Consider the following 15,447-nt stretch of genomic DNA (forward strand, 5'->3'; position numbering starts at 1 on the left):
CGCCCCGACTTCTCCTGTGGCCCCAGTTGCTCCTGTCGCCCCAACGTCTCCTGTGGCCCCAGTTGCTCCTGTCGCCCCAACGTCTCCTGTGGCCCCAGTTGCTCCTGTCGCCCCAACGTCTCCTGTAGCCCCAGTTGCTCCTGTCGCCCCGACTTCTCCTGTGGCCCCAGTTGCTCCTGTCGCCCCAACGTCTCCTGTGGCTCCCGTAACTCCTGTCGCCCCAACTTCTCCTGTGGCCCCAGTTGCCCCTGTCGCCCCGACTTCTCCTGTGGCTCCCGTAACTCCTGTCGCCCCGACTTCTCCTGTGGCCCCAGTTGCTCCTGTCGCCCCGACTTCTCCTGTGGCTCCCGTAACTCCTGTCGCCCCAACTTCTCCTGTGGCTCCCGTTACTCCTGTCGCTCCGACTTCTCCTGCAGCGCCCGTCGCTCCTGTCGCCCCGACTTCTCCTGTGGCTCCCGTAACTCCTGTCGCCCCAGCTTCTCCTGTGGCTCCCGTTACTCCTGTCGCTCCGACGTCTCCTGTAGCGCCCGTCGCTCCTGTCGCCCCGACTTCTCCTGTGGCTCCCGTTGAACCGGTTATTCCATCAGGCCCTATTGGATCGAGTTCTGCTGGTAGCACTCGATGAGCTGAAACCAAATTGCCAGCAGCATCTTTCCCCCAAGCCGAGACCTTTACAGCATCGGTACTGGTGATGAATTGAAACTCAAAAGCATCCAACTGCGCAAAATAGTTTCGGGTGACAACATCCCCCGCTGCTATAGCAAAAGCCTCATGAACATAAAGGTTCTTCGTAGTCCCTGTCACAAAAAAACCCAATATTTCAATGGTTGTAGCGATTGTGTCGTCGTTGCTGATTCTTACCGTAAACGTTGACGTTGGTCTTACACCAGCGACCGATGTATTTTCGATTAATCCGGTAGTTAACTCAGGCATTTTCCAGACTCCTTTACGTTTTTTATTTTAATAATTTAAGTTAATATTTGACCGTACTTACTTTAGTCTTCTTATTTGGGATATTCTCTTTTTATAGTCTTTAACTATTTTATTGTACAGGTTGATTTTTGTTACAACTTGTTTATTTTCTCGTATACACTCAAAACTAAACGGCATTTCATGATAAAACCAAAAGGGTGAAAGCAAACTCTTGTGCCTCACCCGTTTGGTTTTTCAAATCCACTAAAAATTATTGCAATTCTTACAATCTCTTAGTAATTTATTCTTTTTCCTGCCAGGCCAGTTGAAGCTGACGTTTCCTACAAATTGTTAGGCCTGGAGATAGCGGAATTGTCATTAACTCATATGACAATCCTTTTTCTCGAAATAACTCTTCAATTGCCAAGTAAGCTGTACCGCACCATTCTGGTCGAATCATCTGCTCATTTCCAGGATGAGTATCATGCAGTAGAATCAAACCATGTGGAACAATATAGGGAAAGAAACTTTTAAAATCTTCTAGTACTGCCTCTTTTGAATGATCTGCGTCAATAAATAGCAAATCAATTTTTAGGGAATTACTTTCTACTTCCTTAGCAAACTCTTGGGTTGTACCGTTAAAAAAACGTGTTTTAGAAGATTGTTGCATATAGTTGCCAGCTTCAGGGCTAATATCCACTCCAACTAATTGTTCGGCAAAGGGGATTATTCTATTGAAAAGGGTACAATGATATAACCCCAGTTCAACGTAAACCTTTGGTCTGATTAGGCTTACCAGGTGAACAATAAAGTCTTCGTGCCAATTTAATACGGCCATTTTACTCTACCTCTTTCTCTGAATGATAGGGAAATTTTAATTTGTGTTTTTCAAAGACACCTTCCAGATACTTTTTGTTATATAAAACCTGGGTATTGTCTGGCCGATACTTTCTGGCAATTTCATTATGCTCATAAGCTAATTCATATTTACCAAGGCGATCATAACAGACACATAACTGTAAATGAGGTAACCATGTCCAGCAAGCTTCATTTATAGGTCCCCAGCTATTAATGGGTTTTTCTAACTTAGTAGCTAATTTGTACCAAAATACCCCTTGTTCATATTGCTCGGCACTTAGAAAATAAAACCCCAATCGACAGCAGAACTCCGCCCTTGGGGGAGCGTACTGAAAAGATTTCAATATATACTCAAGCTGTTTATCTTTTTTCTGGAGCTTTTGGTAACAGTCTGCTAGTTTTCCACAAGCAGAAATATTGTCCTCCACCCAACCCTGTCCAGTATTCAAAAAGTCCCGATAAGACTCAATTGCGCGTTCATGGAATTGGTGATCGTAGAGTTCATTGGCATAGTAATATAAGTCCCGTGGGGAAAACGCTTCCCCTATTTCCTTACGCCTTTCATATATCTTAAGGTTTCGGTCGGAATCGTGACCTCCTATACCTTTGTGGGTTACACAAATATCTGAATTGAGAATATTTCCATACACTTCCAAATACTCGTGTACTGGTCCAATCCAACGATAATTCTTACTTCTTTTAACCAGGCGATTCCTTCTTAAACTAAAAGTAGCTATTCCAGACTGATCGAATGCTAAGAGGTAAGGCATATTAACGACATCAAATGAGTTATTAAAATCTTCCTTTAATTTAAGAAACTTGTCACGATCAGAATCTGCAAAAATATCATCTGCATCCAACCAAAGGATATATTCCATAGTCGCTTTGCCAAAAGCAAAATTTCGAGCTGCAGCAAAGTCGTCAATCCAGGTAAAGTCATCTATTTTATCTGTATATTGACGTACAATCTCTTTCGTGCGATCAATAGAGCCTGTATCAATAATTACAATTTCGTCTGGAATTCCCTTTACCGAGTCCAGGCACCTAGCGATTGTCTTTTCCTCGTTGCGTACAATCATACACAAACTTATAGTAATGGAGTTATTAGACATGATTTACTTACTCCTCAACGTTAGATTTAGTCATATTATATGGTATTCAAAGATCCTGGAGGGGGAAACCACGTTTAATATCTGTTTTTCCTAGACCTTGATAATACTAAATTGAACATCTTGCGTAACTCTCACAACAGTAACCTCTGGAATTGTCAAGTTTTAGCGGTTAAGCCCGTAATGACAACTTCAAAAAAATCCATTATTTGAAAATTTGAGAGCCCTTCTTGATTACTAAATTTACATAAAGGACATTCAATCATCCGATATGCAACAGCTGCAGGCCCTCCAGAGCCCGCAGCTGTTATTTATTTGAATCCCTTTTAACTTATTAGTCAAACTTTGCTAACGTCATTTGAGCACCTACACCTGGCGCCAAAGTCATCGTAAATGCGATTGCCGAGTTATTTCTAAGTGTTATAGCGTCCCCAGCTGCAAGAGTTAAAATAGCCTGCCCAACGATTTGACCTGTAGAAACTAGTGCCGGTATTGATGTCGATCCATCCACGATGCCATTTACGGCAATAGCTATCTCTGAGCCAACACCTGCTGTTATGCTTACACTATAGTCAATCTGATAATTTCCGGCAGAAGGCACAGTTACAGTAGTTGTACCGGCAGTATGCGTTACCCCCACTAATGGTCCGTTATTACTGAACGGTACATCAGCGCCGCCAGCTATGGTTGCATCTGCTAAAGTAGCAAGTTCATAAACATATCCGAAAGCAGATAAACCGGCTCCTGTGGCTCCTGTCGCTCCGGCTTCTCCTGTCGCTCCTGTAGCTCCCGTCGCTCCGGCTTCTCCTGTCGCCCCGGTGGCTCCCGTCGCTCCGGCTTCTCCTGTCGCACCTGTAGCTCCCGTCGCTCCAGCTTCTCCTGTGGCACCTGTGGCTCCTGTCGCTCCGGCTTCTCCCGTTGCCCCTGTGGCTCCTGTCGCTCCGGCTTCTCCCGTTGCCCCTGTCGCTCCGGCTTCTCCCGTTGCCCCTGTGGCTCCTGTCGCTCCGGCTTCTCCTGTGGCTCCCGTTGCTCCGGCTTCTCCTGTCGCTCCTGTGGCTCCTGTCGCTCCTGTGGCCCCTGTTGCTCCGGCTTCTCCTGTGGCTCCCGTCGCTCCGGCTTCTCCTGTGGCTCCCGTTGCTCCGGCTTCTCCTGTCGCTCCTGTGGCTCCTGTCGCCCCTGTAGCTCCCGTTGCTCCGGCTTCTCCTGTCGCCCCTGTGGCCCCTGTCGCTCCGGCTTCTCCTGTGGCTCCTGTTGCTCCTGTAACCCCTACATCTACTGAACCAATCGGATCTAATTCTGCTGGTAAAACTCGATGAGCTGCAACTAAATTTCCCTCTGGATCTTTTCCCCAAGCAGAGACTTTCATCGCATTACAGCTAGTAATAAACTTAAACTCGAAAGCATTAAACTCCGCGAAATAATCTCTTGTCACAACACTCCCCGCCGCTAAAGCAATAAGCTCTTGAGCATAAAGTGTTTTTATACCTCCAGATACAAAAAAACCTAATATTTCGATATCCGCAACAGTTGTGTCATTGTTAGTAACCTTTACAGTGAACGTTGACGTTGGTCTTATACCATTAACTAGGTTATTTTCAATTAATCCGGTAGTTAATTCTGCCATGGCCTCTTCTCCTTAACCCTTGAAGTTGAATGTCTTAATATACGACTCTTCCTATACGTTAAAATATCCATTATATGGATCTATATAATATAATATATTATATTGTACTTGTTTCATTTTGTTACCCCCATATGCCTAGGGTTACCTTTGGATATCGAGTACTTCTCAGTTGTATTAATTAATGGGATAACCATTTAAATGTTGGTAATTGTTAGAATGAATCAACCTCTTGGGCAACTACCCGATGGGCTGTAGTTAAATTTCCCGCAACATCTTTGCCCCAAGCTGTAACCTTAACTTCTTCTGAACTCACAACAAATTGGAATTCAAAAGCATCAAAATCTGCGTAGTAATTTTCAAGCACAACGCCACCTGCGGCAAGTGTAAATAACTCCTCGACATACAGTACTTTTATCGTTCCGCTTTGGTAAAAACCTCTAATTAAGACTTCTTCAGGTGTTGTATCATCATTCGTAATATTCACCGAGAGCGTTGAACTCGGCCTAACACCCATAACAGGGGTATTTTCAAACAAACCTGTTGTTAAATTAGGCATATTTTTTCTAACCTCCAAACTTTTTTTGGCCTTATATTGTATGGTACTTGTCTAATTTTCGTTACGACTTATACGTTAACTTCGGCAGCTTTTAATGGAGCTGAAATAAGATTTCCGCTAGAATCTTTGTACTCTAAAGAGATTGCCACTGTTGGAGAGCTAATAAAAAAAACAAATTCGAATTGATCAAATGGGATAAAGTAGTTTTTCAAAATCACTCCACCCGCAGAGAGAGTAAAAAACTCTTCTACATACTTAACTCTTTTAGATTCGTTCTGAGAAAAGCCTTCGATTTGAATGGCAACCGTTGAATTATCACTATTTGAGATGTTTACCCAAAGCTTGAGGCTCTGTCTTATACCCTTAGTCGAGACATTTTCCAACAACCCCGTTGAGAAATATGGCATATTTTCCCCTACCTCCTAAATTATGGGTTTATATATTATATTGTTCATGTCCTAATTTTGTTACTAACAATTAATCCCTTATATCAAGTCCCTTGACGGGTACAAATTCTTTAGTACAACATATCCCAGACAATTTATATTCCCACCGATCCATTATGATCAGCAGAAGGAATAAGGAGTTACTAGGGCGACAATCTCTCATTCAGGAGTTTTATCCAACAAAAGCAACAATCATAAAAACGTCCTCACTTCACTTTACCGTGAAACGAGGACGTTTTATGATTGTTGTGGTCTATAGTTTCCCCCACTCTCTTCCTTCATTTCTTACAATTTTGCCCATTCTGGAAAAGTAGAGGTTTTTATTATAGTCCCACTCAGGAGGACCTCCGCCCTCATAATACCCTTCTGCTCTGGGGTGATATAAATGAGCTGTCGCTGCATCCGTCTGGCAGTACCGGCAGCCATTTGCCAGTAATCGATCGATAAAATCCCGGTCATCATAGGCTATCCCAGTAAAATCCTCATCATAGCCCCCTATCTCCACAAATTGACTACGATGTAAGGCCATCAAAAAGGGCATTCTGATATCTAGATTTATACAATTATTGTACGTTTCTAGTTCAAAGCTGCCGTTATTCTTTTCGACTGATTCTAATAGTACACCGGTTCGATCATCTTTTCCAACCGGGACGCCTAATAATTTATGATTATCTAAGATGGGAATTGTAAGTTTTTCTATCGTTTGGTTAACATGGAGCATTTCAGCACAACACATTACTAAAATATCCCCAGTAGCTTGCTTCACTCCAATATTAATTGCAAAACCGGGAACTCTCCAAATAGGATCGTCTTGAAGGTTTCTTTGTCCGGTAAAAATATACTTCAAGTTTAGCTTTTCTTTAAATTCATTGCAGATCTCTTCTGTATCATCTTGTATTCCATCATTGACAACAATGGTTTCAAAATCAAAGGGTATTGTCTGTAAGGATAAGGAATAGAGTCCCCACCGTAATAAGTGTGTTCTCTTAAAGGTAGTAATAATTATTGAAATTTTATGAGGTTTCTTATTCTGTTTGTCATTGGTTTTCGCTATCATAATTTCTTTGAAAACAGACCTCAGCAACCTTTGCCATTTCTGAGCAGAATCCGGTGCAGCTATATTCTTTTTTAATATAACCTGCCTAGGAGCAAAGGAGCGACAAGACAATCCTTGAACAGCCCCTTCGAGGTCTTCACCAAAAACTCCACACAAGGCTCGCTCTTCCATACTCAACTCTCTAAAAATCCCTATTTTCCTCATGATCACAGGCACATCGCATAAACATGCTTCAATAATTCCGTGACTTGTGTTCTCTATAGGTGAAGCATTAATAAGGAAATCCGCACAATTAAGAAGCTTAACCAGTAGATTCTGAGGTGCTTGATAAAAGAGTCTTACATTGGCAGCTATTAATGGCTCAATGTGGTTAGTTACAATAATCCAAGTTATTTCTGGGTGAGCTTCAATGCAGGCCCGAACTTTACTCCAACCGTGGCTTTCATTTAAGCCTCCAACAAAGATTCCAATTTGTCCCGAACCGAAACAGAATTCCCGTCGAACCTCTTCTTGATTCATCTTCTTAAAAAGACTTAAATCCACCCCCTCAGAAATTATCTCAAAATCAAATTCCGGATAAGAAAGAGCCGTCTGTGTGGAATTGGTAATTAGTTTATCGGCCCGCCGCAAAGTTTCCTCGTGCTGAGTATTGGGAATGCCCATTGATCTGATATCATCCTGCAAAACTGCTATGGTGTAGCGCGATTCATCGATGGACATGGACATAGCATTTTGAAGAAATACTTCTACTCCGGGATAATGCTGCTGAATATACTTTCGTGCATTGGCAGCGTAATCTCCTTGATCTCCAAGAAGATCCCTTCCTATACTTACTGAGGCAGGCAAAGATTCTCCCAACAAACTCCATAGTATTTTTTCACTTAGTTTTCCCGCGGCAGAATCGTGACAAACAGCAACCTTGATTTCTCCATCATAGACTGTGGTTTCTGAACTATCCAGTTCTCCCCACTGAAAATGATACGCCAAACTGTCAAAGGCTGTTTGATGTTTTATTCCTATGGCTTTAAGTTTGAGCATTAAAACAGTATCCCCCGAAATACATGCCTCTCCTTGCTTGGCAATGACCGGACGATTAAAATCACTTCCTAAGAGAACCTGACCTTCAGGATAGCCCCCTACCTTTTCAAAATGCTCCTTGCGAATTAACAGAGGCATAAAAAGTCCGCCGTCTAACAATTTCGGCTCAGATAGATCCAGAGCATAATGTTGAAATTCCTTTTCTCGATAGGAGGAATAATCCCGGCCAAAATCCCGTTCCACACCGTATTGACCACTGGGCAGCTTACCGGACTCTACTAAGCGTGATACAACACAGTTTTCTCCGTTATATGCTTTCCATAGATTATCAAACCAATGGGGTGTAAAGGCCATATCTGAATTGATGAAAACGACAAAATCCCCTTTAGCCTTGCCGGCGGCAAAGTTGTAAGCACGGTAGACATTATTAACGTACCATTCCTGCTGTTGCTGGGGAGAATTTTTAAAAGTATAGTGGGGGATATAGTTATTGCTTAAATAATTAAGAACCGAAGGTGCAGCGTCATTAGCAACAAAGAAAAACTCTTTATCCGTCATGTCAGTATATTTATAGACTTGCTCATAGACAAATTTCAACCATTCTACGCTTTTATAGACTAGACAAACAATGGAGAATTTAGGCTTAAACACTTCCTCTCGGTATTCTTCGACATAAGTTAAAGATTCCACAAAGTTCAGTGGTTTAGGCTCTTCATCATCAACCCAAAGCCCCTCTGGAAAGAGTTCTGGAGGAACTTTCGATACAACGAGCTTTTCTTCGCTGATTAACCGATCCAACATATCGTAACCACGTTGCCCGTGAGACCTGTATACTAGATATTTATAGGCTAAACGTTGCTTCGATGAAAAACCATAGTGTAATACCTGAACATCTAGGGTCCACATCACATTTCGAATTGTAGAAGGGAAAAGTGGCTGGTGAAGTCCAGGTTTTGTATCATGAAAGCAAATTCCTGGGACCACTCGCCAAAGACGACAAAACCAGCCCTTATCGTACAAACTGTCCAACCTCTGCCAAGAATAGCTACGCCAAAGGTTAATCTCATGGAAGTTCACCGCATCATAATGATTTTCGTCACATTTTGCACACACTTCCTGAAGCTTTTCAGCGGCGTTGGCAGTTAATACTTCATCTGCATCTAACCACAAAATAAAATCCGGATTCAGCTTTAAAGCTTCTTGTAGAAGGAGTTGTTTATGACTCCGTTCATTAACAAAATCATTCTTGGTTCCTCTGAGGACATGGGGTGTTTGTTTGAGCATATACTCGTAGCTGCCATCTGTACTGCCGTCATCATAGACAACCAAATGATCCACTGCCGGTAAAACATATTTTACAAACCTTTCAAGGTTTTCTTTGCATAGTTCATTATAAATTTGACAAATACAAGCTATTCTATAGTTTTTTTTCATCTTAAAAATTCCTCTGCTTCTCGGTTTTCTTGACTTATCATCAGATGATCCTAGTCCTTAGTTGCCTTTCTAAAACAAATTGCGATCAGCGGCAAATTTATTGATCCAAAAAATCCAAAGACTCTCTCAGTAAATTCTTTAACAATTTCTTTCGTACGATCCGAAGACCTGTATCAACAATTATTATTCATCAGGTATACCTTTGACGGCAATAGTAGCTCTTAATTACGGACTATAATGCACAGACTAATGCTTATTTCCTTGCCCTCCATTTTCTCTCTCCTTTAAACATGATTACTGTATGTATATTCAAAATAAATTGGGAAGTTAATGAGAAATAATATGTAAATTAAAAAGGGTCTCGGTACATAAACCGAAAACCCTTATTCAGTACTTCTATCTACCTTTGATCAGCAATTGAAGCATCGCTATTATTATCCGATAACACTGTCAAAGGATCGTAAGGCGGACCCACTATTGTACCAACCAGCAGTGCAATATCAACTGCATTTTCTGGAATTCCCCACGAGTTACCTGAAAAAACAAAGATCGCCTGATCAACAACAAATCCACGGGTATTATAGACTACATTGTTGATAATATGCCCCGTTGAATTTGGATTTAAATAGGCAGGTTGCCTGAGTGAATAGAAAATATTGTCCTGAACTATTAGATTCATTACATTTCCCTGTGTTATAAATCCACGATTTACTACCCAACCTGTTGATGGTCCTGCTTGAGGCGGTCCAAATATAACACTATTAACAAGCTTATGATCCGATCCAGCAAACTGAATAAACTCAACTGCGTACGGATTATCACTGGTAATCGTTAATCCGTCTATAGTTATACCATTTCCTGTAACAAGAAAAGGAATTACGGCAGCTTGTAATAATACTAGTGTATTAGGATAACCTCTTAACGTTACTCCAGCTTTATTAATTACTATTTGCGAAGTAATTGGATAAGTTCCACCTAGTACATGAACAATCCCTGTAGGGGAAACAGCCGTTATCCCTTCTTGTATTGTTCCAAATGGATTATCCTGGGTCCCGTCTCCTCCAACTGCTCCGGCTTGAACATATACTTCAAATGGGTTAGGTTCAACTGTACCCGTTGCTCCGGTTGCTCCTGTGGCACCTGGGGCTCCGGTAGCTCCCGTGGCTCCTGTGTCTCCCGTGACTCCTCCTGGAGTACCAGTTGCGCCCGTGACGCCTGTTGCTCCCGTTGCGCCTGTTGCGCCTGTTGCACCTGTTGCTCCCGTTGCTCCCGTACCTCCGGTGGTTCCTGTTATCCCTTGAAAACCTATTAGATCTAGTTCTGCTGGTAATACACGATGAGCTGCTACCAAATTTCCAGCAACGTCTTTTCCCCATGCGGATATTTTTACAGCGTCAAAACTTGTGATGAATAAAAACTCGAATGCATCAAACTGTGCAAAATAAGTTCTATTCGCAACTCCTCCAGCTAATAAAGCAAACTCCTCATGGACGTACAGTGTCTTCGTAGTCCCTGTCACGAAAAACCCCAGAATTTCAATGTTAGCCGCAACCGTATCGAGATTAGTGATTTGTACCGTGAGCGTTGAAGTTGGTCTTACCCCAGCAACCGGAGTATTATCAATTAATCCTGTCGTTAATTCAGGCATTTTCTCGTCTCCTCACATATTTTGAATAATACTTCGTTATCCTTAGGATGAATCTACCTAGCCTGTTGTTAAACTAGGCCTATTTTCTTAACTTCCTTAAATTATGGGTTTATACATAATATTGTACTTGTCCAGATTTCGTTACTTTGGTACAGCCCTTACCTATAATGAGCTAAAACTATTATCACACCCGATTTTCCTATTCAGAGGTTGCTTCGGTTGCTCGCAAAGGTATTACCGTAAGATTTCCAGTAATGTCTTTACTCCATACAAAGAAAAGGGCTGCCTCTTCATAGAATTTCTATTTGAGACAGCTTCTTTTTATAGTTTCCCTCTCTTTTCCTTGTTTCTCACGATTCTACCAAGTCTAGAAAATAACAAGTTCTTGTTATAATCCCATTCTGGGGGACCTATTCATCTTAAAATTTCCTCTGCTTCTCGGTTTTCCTGGCCTATCATCAGATGATACTTCTGCAATAAAGCAACGGTTTCTTCGTAGGTCATTAGAAAATCACCTGAACTATACTCTTTCGACAACACTTTGAGGTCTTGATCTGCTTTTACCAATTCCGGCAGCATCGGCTTGATTGCGTAATAATCCCCACGATCATAGGTTCGCCAAGCCTCTTCCTCAGAAATCATTATTTCATGGACCTTTTCTCCCGGACGAATGCCCGTGTATTTTACCGCAATCTTTCGTTCTCCCATTAAGGCCTTTGCCACGTCTTCAATTAAGGCTGCTGGAATTTTCGGAATGAATATTTCTCCTGGCTTAGCATCTTTTAAAACTGCCAATATAGTGTCTACCGCACTTTCTAAAGGCAACAAAAATCGAGTCATTTCTTTTGTGGTAATAGTAACCGGTCCTCCATGTTTAATTTGTTCATGAAATAATGGGATTACTGATCCCCTGGAAGCCAGCACATTACCATAACGGACACAGATAAATCTAGTCTTGGGGAGCGTTACGTTTGCTGCGATAAAAATCCGCTCCTGCAAGGCCTTAGAAATCCCCATTGCATTTACAGGCTTACATGCTTTATCCGTAGACACTCCAACCACGGTTTCAACGTGAAGATTGTTCTCCCGAATAGCTCGAATGATGTTTTCTGCACCAACTATATTTGTCAATACTGCTTCAAATGGAAAGTATTCACAGGAGGGAACCTGCTTAAGGGCAGCGGCATTGATGACGATATCCGCTTCCCGTAATACTGAACCAACGGAATGATAATCTCGGATATCCCCTATTCTAAACTCGATTAAGCGATTGAAGTTGTCATAAATCACTTCATCAGTAACGTTTTGTTTATTCTGATATTCAATTCTCATAGAATGCTGTTTGGCTTCATCCCGGGAAAAGATAATAATTTTCTTAGGCGAACCAAATTCCTTTTTTAATAACCGACGGGTTAGCACCTTACCGAGTGAACCTGTGCCCCCAGTTATTACAATAACTTTGTTATCGAAAATCTCCATTTTTATCCCCCTTGGCTATACCGTTATTATAGGGGCCTTGCAAATAATCCCTATGCATCCCAGAAACTAAGTCTGACCACGTTGGCGGATTATAGCCCGTTAAGGAGCGGAATCGTGTTGAGTCCAACGATCGATCTAGTCGAATACTGTCCTCTGGTACGATTTTCACGTTTTTGTCGTACTGCGCCTTGATAAGTTTTAGTAACTCGTATTTGGAAATTGGATCTGAGGATACGTGGTATAGCCCCTTTATTTCTGAATTAGGGATCACGTATTCACAAATAATCCTAGCCAATTCAACGGTTGGGAACCCGGAATAAATGACCTGCCTGTACCCACTCACCTTGGTTTCTTGACTAAGAAACCATTCGACTAACCCGTAGTTTCCATTCAGTTCATGCCCAATAATCGAAGTTCGTAGAGTAACACAATTTGGGTAGGCTACTTCACCAAGAAGTTTTGTTCTGCCATAAAGGTCATTGGCGTTAGGAAGATCACCTTCTTGATATCCACCTTTTTCTCCATCAAAGACACAATCTGTACTGATATGAATTAAACGCGAACCTATAGCACCACACAATAAGGCAATTCGGTGTGGTAATAATGAATTTGTAGTAATCGTGACAAGTGGGTCTTGGGCCTTGGGTACTTGCTTAATCACTCCGATACAATTCACCACTAGGTCTGGTAACACATCAATGAATACTTTCATTAAGCTATCTGGATTCAGAACATCGACATCACTACGCACCTTCTTTATCCATCCGGAGGGTAGCCAATAAGATAACTCCTTAGCAGAGCGAACTGTAGCATAGACATCAAACCTTGAATCGTCTGACAGATAACGAACTAAGGCATGCCCTAACATTCCTGAACCTCCCAAGATTAATACCTTTTTCATGCCCCTAATCACACCTTTCAGGGAAAGGTCCCTTCTCTAAAAAACCATGCCTATCGCGAGAGTACCCTAGTGCTGTTTCTCGTTCTCTTTAAGGAAGCCTTAACTCCTTAAACTCCTCTTTCGCCTTTTCCAGGTCAGAAGGCGTCCCAATATCAAACCATAGGTCCTCGCTTTCATAACTAGCAACTTGGGCCTGTTGTGAAAGGAGAGTTTGAACAAGATCAGGCATATCATAACGTTCATTATCGGGAATTAAGGAAAGTACTCGCTTATTAATGACGTAAATACCCATACTAGCCCAATAGTTAAGAGTAGGTTTTTCCGAATAGGCGATCACTTGACCACCTTTAACCTCTAATACTCCAAACGCTGAATGAACGGCCTTCTTGTGTACAGCCACAGTCATATCCGCTTGCATCGCTATATGATGTTCATACAGTGCTCGAAAATCTATAGTTGTTAATTCATCTCCATTGACGACAAGAAAATCGTCTTCTAAATCATTGACAATTTTCAAAGGCCCTGCTGTACCTAAAGGGATATTTTCTTGTGAATAGCGTATTGTCAGACCAAAATCGCTGCCATCTTTGAAGTAAAGCTTAATAAAATCTGCTAGATATCCTAAACACATAATTATTTCATCAAAACCTGCATAGTTTAGTTGGTTGACAAGAATATGGGCAATCGGCCTATCCCCAATGGGGAAAAGGGGTTTGGGCAAAACTCGAGTATATGGGTCAAGGCGTGACCCTCTCCCTCCCGCTAGAATTATTGTTTGCATAATATCCCCCTTAACCTTTAAATTTGGTATTTCCCTATTTGAAAACGGTTCATATGGCTTGCAATCCAAGCAACTGTTCGCTTAATTCCTTCTTCTAACGAGACACTAGGTTCCCAGTTGATCGTTTCTTTAGCTAAGCGATTATCAGCTAGAAGTCGGTTTACCTCGCTTTTACTCGGGCGAACTCTCGTCTCATCTACAACAATTTTCGCAGTGCTCTGGATTGTATTCGTAATAACTTGTGCTAGCTGTCCAATCGATATTTCTTTTCCTGAACCAATATTTATCACCTTTCCAAACCCTGCCGAGCTCTGAGCAGCTTTTATAAATCCCTCTGCTGTATCTGTTACAAAGGTAAAGTCACGCAGAGTTTCTGTATTGCCAAGACGTATTTCCTGACAAGCAAGGGCTTGGGTGATAAGCGTGGGGATGACGGCCCTGGCAGACTGCCGCGGTCCATAACAATTGAATGGTCTTACAGTTACAACAGGTAAATCGAAGGAGGCGTAAAAACTTTCGGCTAACTTATCAGCTCCGATTTTACTGGCCGAATAAGGAGACTGTCCTTGAAGTGGATGAGACTCATTAATAGGCACATAACATGCAGACCCATAGACTTCACTAGTTGAAGTATGGACGACTCGCTCCACACCATGATCCCGGGCTGCAGTTAGAATATTTAATGTACCTAAAATATTTGTTTCTACAACCTCACGAGGATTTTTATAGGAATAGGGAATTCCCACTAGGGCCCCAAGGTGAAAAACAGCGTCACACCCTTTAACCGATCTCTCTATTACATCCGCATCCCGTAAGTCCCCGGCGATTACTTCAATCTGCTCCAGCAGTCTTGGCTCCAAATCCTCGAGGTTCCCTCGACCATCTCTGGAATTATATCGAATAAAAACACGCACCTTGGCTCCAGCTTTAACCAAGGCTTCCGTCAAGTGACTGCCAATAAATCCACCAGCACCCGTGATTAAGACCTGTTTTTGTTCCCACATCACGCTCTCCATCCCCTCTTAATCCATGAATTAATATATCGTATGTCAGTTTTTGTCTATCTGACACCCCTAGCACCTTTGACACAAGTTCTAGGTAATACTTAAGGGACGGTCCTCTTGGCATGCTTGCGTGTCAAAAGGACCGTCCCTCTGACACACTCTGAGCTCTTCTGAAGTGAGATTTCCATTAGAATCTTTGCTCCAAACCGAAACTTCTACGGCTTTTGAGCTGATAAATAAAACAAACTCGAAGCTGTTAAATGGGACAAAATAATTCTTTAAGACCACAGTTCCAGCCGTAAGAGTGAAAAACTCTTCTACATACTTCATTTTTGCTGTTCCACTCTGAAAAAACCCCTCAATTTGGACTGCCACTGTAGAAGTATCATCGTTCGATATATTTACCGAAAGCATAGAACTCTCTTTATCAACATGGTACGAGGTGCTATGCAACAAACCCGTTGTTAAATAAGGCATGTATCTACAATCTCCCAAATTATGGTTATAATTAGTGTATTGTTCATGTCCTACTTAGGTTACTACTTAAGAAGAATAACAGAGGAATAACAAGGTGACGGTCCTTTTGACATGCTAGTTTGT

General features: G+C 41.9%; 12 protein-coding genes and 1 pseudogene. All 13 read right to left on the reverse strand.

Going from position 1 to position 15,447, the window contains the following annotated elements:
- Positions 1-933: pseudogene (locus tag HGJ98_RS19240) on the reverse strand (hypothetical protein); the annotation flags it as partial.
- A gap of 280 nt (positions 934-1,213) precedes the next feature.
- The gene (locus HGJ98_RS19245; RefSeq protein ID WP_291353328.1) at positions 1,214-1,750 is read right to left on the reverse strand and encodes a class I SAM-dependent methyltransferase; all 537 of its coding nucleotides are present in this window, start codon (positions 1,748-1,750) and stop codon (positions 1,214-1,216) included.
- Position 1,751: 1 nt separating this feature from the next.
- Positions 1,752-2,882 carry a glycosyltransferase family 2 protein gene (locus HGJ98_RS19250; protein WP_291353329.1) on the reverse strand — a complete coding sequence of 377 codons (1,131 nt, stop codon included), beginning with the start codon at positions 2,880-2,882 and terminating at the stop codon, positions 1,752-1,754.
- Positions 2,883-3,213: 331 nt separating this feature from the next.
- Complete coding sequence (locus tag HGJ98_RS19255; protein WP_291353330.1) at positions 3,214-4,503, reverse strand: hypothetical protein; 1,290 nt, start codon at positions 4,501-4,503, stop codon at positions 3,214-3,216.
- Between the two features lie 211 nt (positions 4,504-4,714).
- Complete coding sequence (locus HGJ98_RS19260; RefSeq protein WP_291353331.1) at positions 4,715-5,059, reverse strand: hypothetical protein; 345 nt, start codon at positions 5,057-5,059, stop codon at positions 4,715-4,717.
- A gap of 68 nt (positions 5,060-5,127) precedes the next feature.
- On the reverse strand, positions 5,128-5,466 hold the full coding sequence (locus HGJ98_RS19265) for a hypothetical protein (RefSeq protein WP_291353332.1): 339 nt from the start codon (positions 5,464-5,466) through the stop codon (positions 5,128-5,130).
- Between the two features lie 292 nt (positions 5,467-5,758).
- Positions 5,759-9,034, reverse strand: coding sequence for a glycosyltransferase (locus HGJ98_RS19270; RefSeq protein ID WP_291353333.1), 3,276 nt, complete (start codon positions 9,032-9,034; stop codon positions 5,759-5,761).
- A gap of 400 nt (positions 9,035-9,434) precedes the next feature.
- On the reverse strand, positions 9,435-10,682 hold the full coding sequence (locus HGJ98_RS19275) for a hypothetical protein (protein ID WP_291353334.1): 1,248 nt from the start codon (positions 10,680-10,682) through the stop codon (positions 9,435-9,437).
- Between the two features lie 414 nt (positions 10,683-11,096).
- Positions 11,097-12,161: a polysaccharide biosynthesis protein gene (locus HGJ98_RS19280; protein WP_291353335.1), complete on the reverse strand. Its 1,065-nt coding sequence runs from the start codon at positions 12,159-12,161 to the stop codon at positions 11,097-11,099.
- Positions 12,145-13,062: an SDR family oxidoreductase gene (locus HGJ98_RS19285; RefSeq protein WP_291353336.1), complete on the reverse strand. Its 918-nt coding sequence runs from the start codon at positions 13,060-13,062 to the stop codon at positions 12,145-12,147. Before HGJ98_RS19285 ends, HGJ98_RS19280 begins: the two co-directional genes overlap by 17 nt.
- Before the next feature lie 88 nt (positions 13,063-13,150).
- Positions 13,151-13,843: a sugar phosphate nucleotidyltransferase gene (locus HGJ98_RS19290; protein WP_291353337.1), complete on the reverse strand. Its 693-nt coding sequence runs from the start codon at positions 13,841-13,843 to the stop codon at positions 13,151-13,153.
- A gap of 17 nt (positions 13,844-13,860) precedes the next feature.
- Positions 13,861-14,847 (reverse strand): SDR family NAD(P)-dependent oxidoreductase, encoded by a 987-nt coding sequence (locus tag HGJ98_RS19295; RefSeq protein WP_291353546.1) that lies wholly within the window; start codon positions 14,845-14,847, stop codon positions 13,861-13,863.
- A gap of 90 nt (positions 14,848-14,937) precedes the next feature.
- On the reverse strand, positions 14,938-15,324 hold the full coding sequence (locus HGJ98_RS19300; RefSeq protein ID WP_291353338.1) for a hypothetical protein: 387 nt from the start codon (positions 15,322-15,324) through the stop codon (positions 14,938-14,940).
- Positions 15,325-15,447 lie beyond the last annotated feature (123 nt).

Source organism: Desulfosporosinus sp. (genome assembly GCF_014237355.1).
In the GTDB taxonomy this organism is placed as follows: domain Bacteria; phylum Bacillota; class Desulfitobacteriia; order Desulfitobacteriales; family Desulfitobacteriaceae; genus Desulfosporosinus.

Coding starts and splice junctions, on each gene's coding strand:
- HGJ98_RS19245 (WP_291353328.1), bottom strand. CDS start 1,750: ATGGCCGTATTAAATTGGCACGAAGACTTTATTGTTCACCTGGTAAGC.
- HGJ98_RS19250 (WP_291353329.1), bottom strand. CDS start 2,882: ATGTCTAATAACTCCATTACTATAAGTTTGTGTATGATTGTACGCAAC.
- HGJ98_RS19255 (WP_291353330.1), bottom strand. CDS start 4,503: ATGGCAGAATTAACTACCGGATTAATTGAAAATAACCTAGTTAATGGT.
- HGJ98_RS19260 (WP_291353331.1), bottom strand. CDS start 5,059: ATGCCTAATTTAACAACAGGTTTGTTTGAAAATACCCCTGTTATGGGT.
- HGJ98_RS19265 (WP_291353332.1), bottom strand. CDS start 5,466: ATGCCATATTTCTCAACGGGGTTGTTGGAAAATGTCTCGACTAAGGGT.
- HGJ98_RS19270 (WP_291353333.1), bottom strand. CDS start 9,034: ATGAAAAAAAACTATAGAATAGCTTGTATTTGTCAAATTTATAATGAA.
- HGJ98_RS19275 (WP_291353334.1), bottom strand. CDS start 10,682: ATGCCTGAATTAACGACAGGATTAATTGATAATACTCCGGTTGCTGGG.
- HGJ98_RS19280 (WP_291353335.1), bottom strand. CDS start 12,161: ATGGAGATTTTCGATAACAAAGTTATTGTAATAACTGGGGGCACAGGT.
- HGJ98_RS19285 (WP_291353336.1), bottom strand. CDS start 13,062: ATGAAAAAGGTATTAATCTTGGGAGGTTCAGGAATGTTAGGGCATGCC.
- HGJ98_RS19290 (WP_291353337.1), bottom strand. CDS start 13,843: ATGCAAACAATAATTCTAGCGGGAGGGAGAGGGTCACGCCTTGACCCA.
- HGJ98_RS19295 (WP_291353546.1), bottom strand. CDS start 14,847: ATGTGGGAACAAAAACAGGTCTTAATCACGGGTGCTGGTGGATTTATT.
- HGJ98_RS19300 (WP_291353338.1), bottom strand. CDS start 15,324: ATGCCTTATTTAACAACGGGTTTGTTGCATAGCACCTCGTACCATGTT.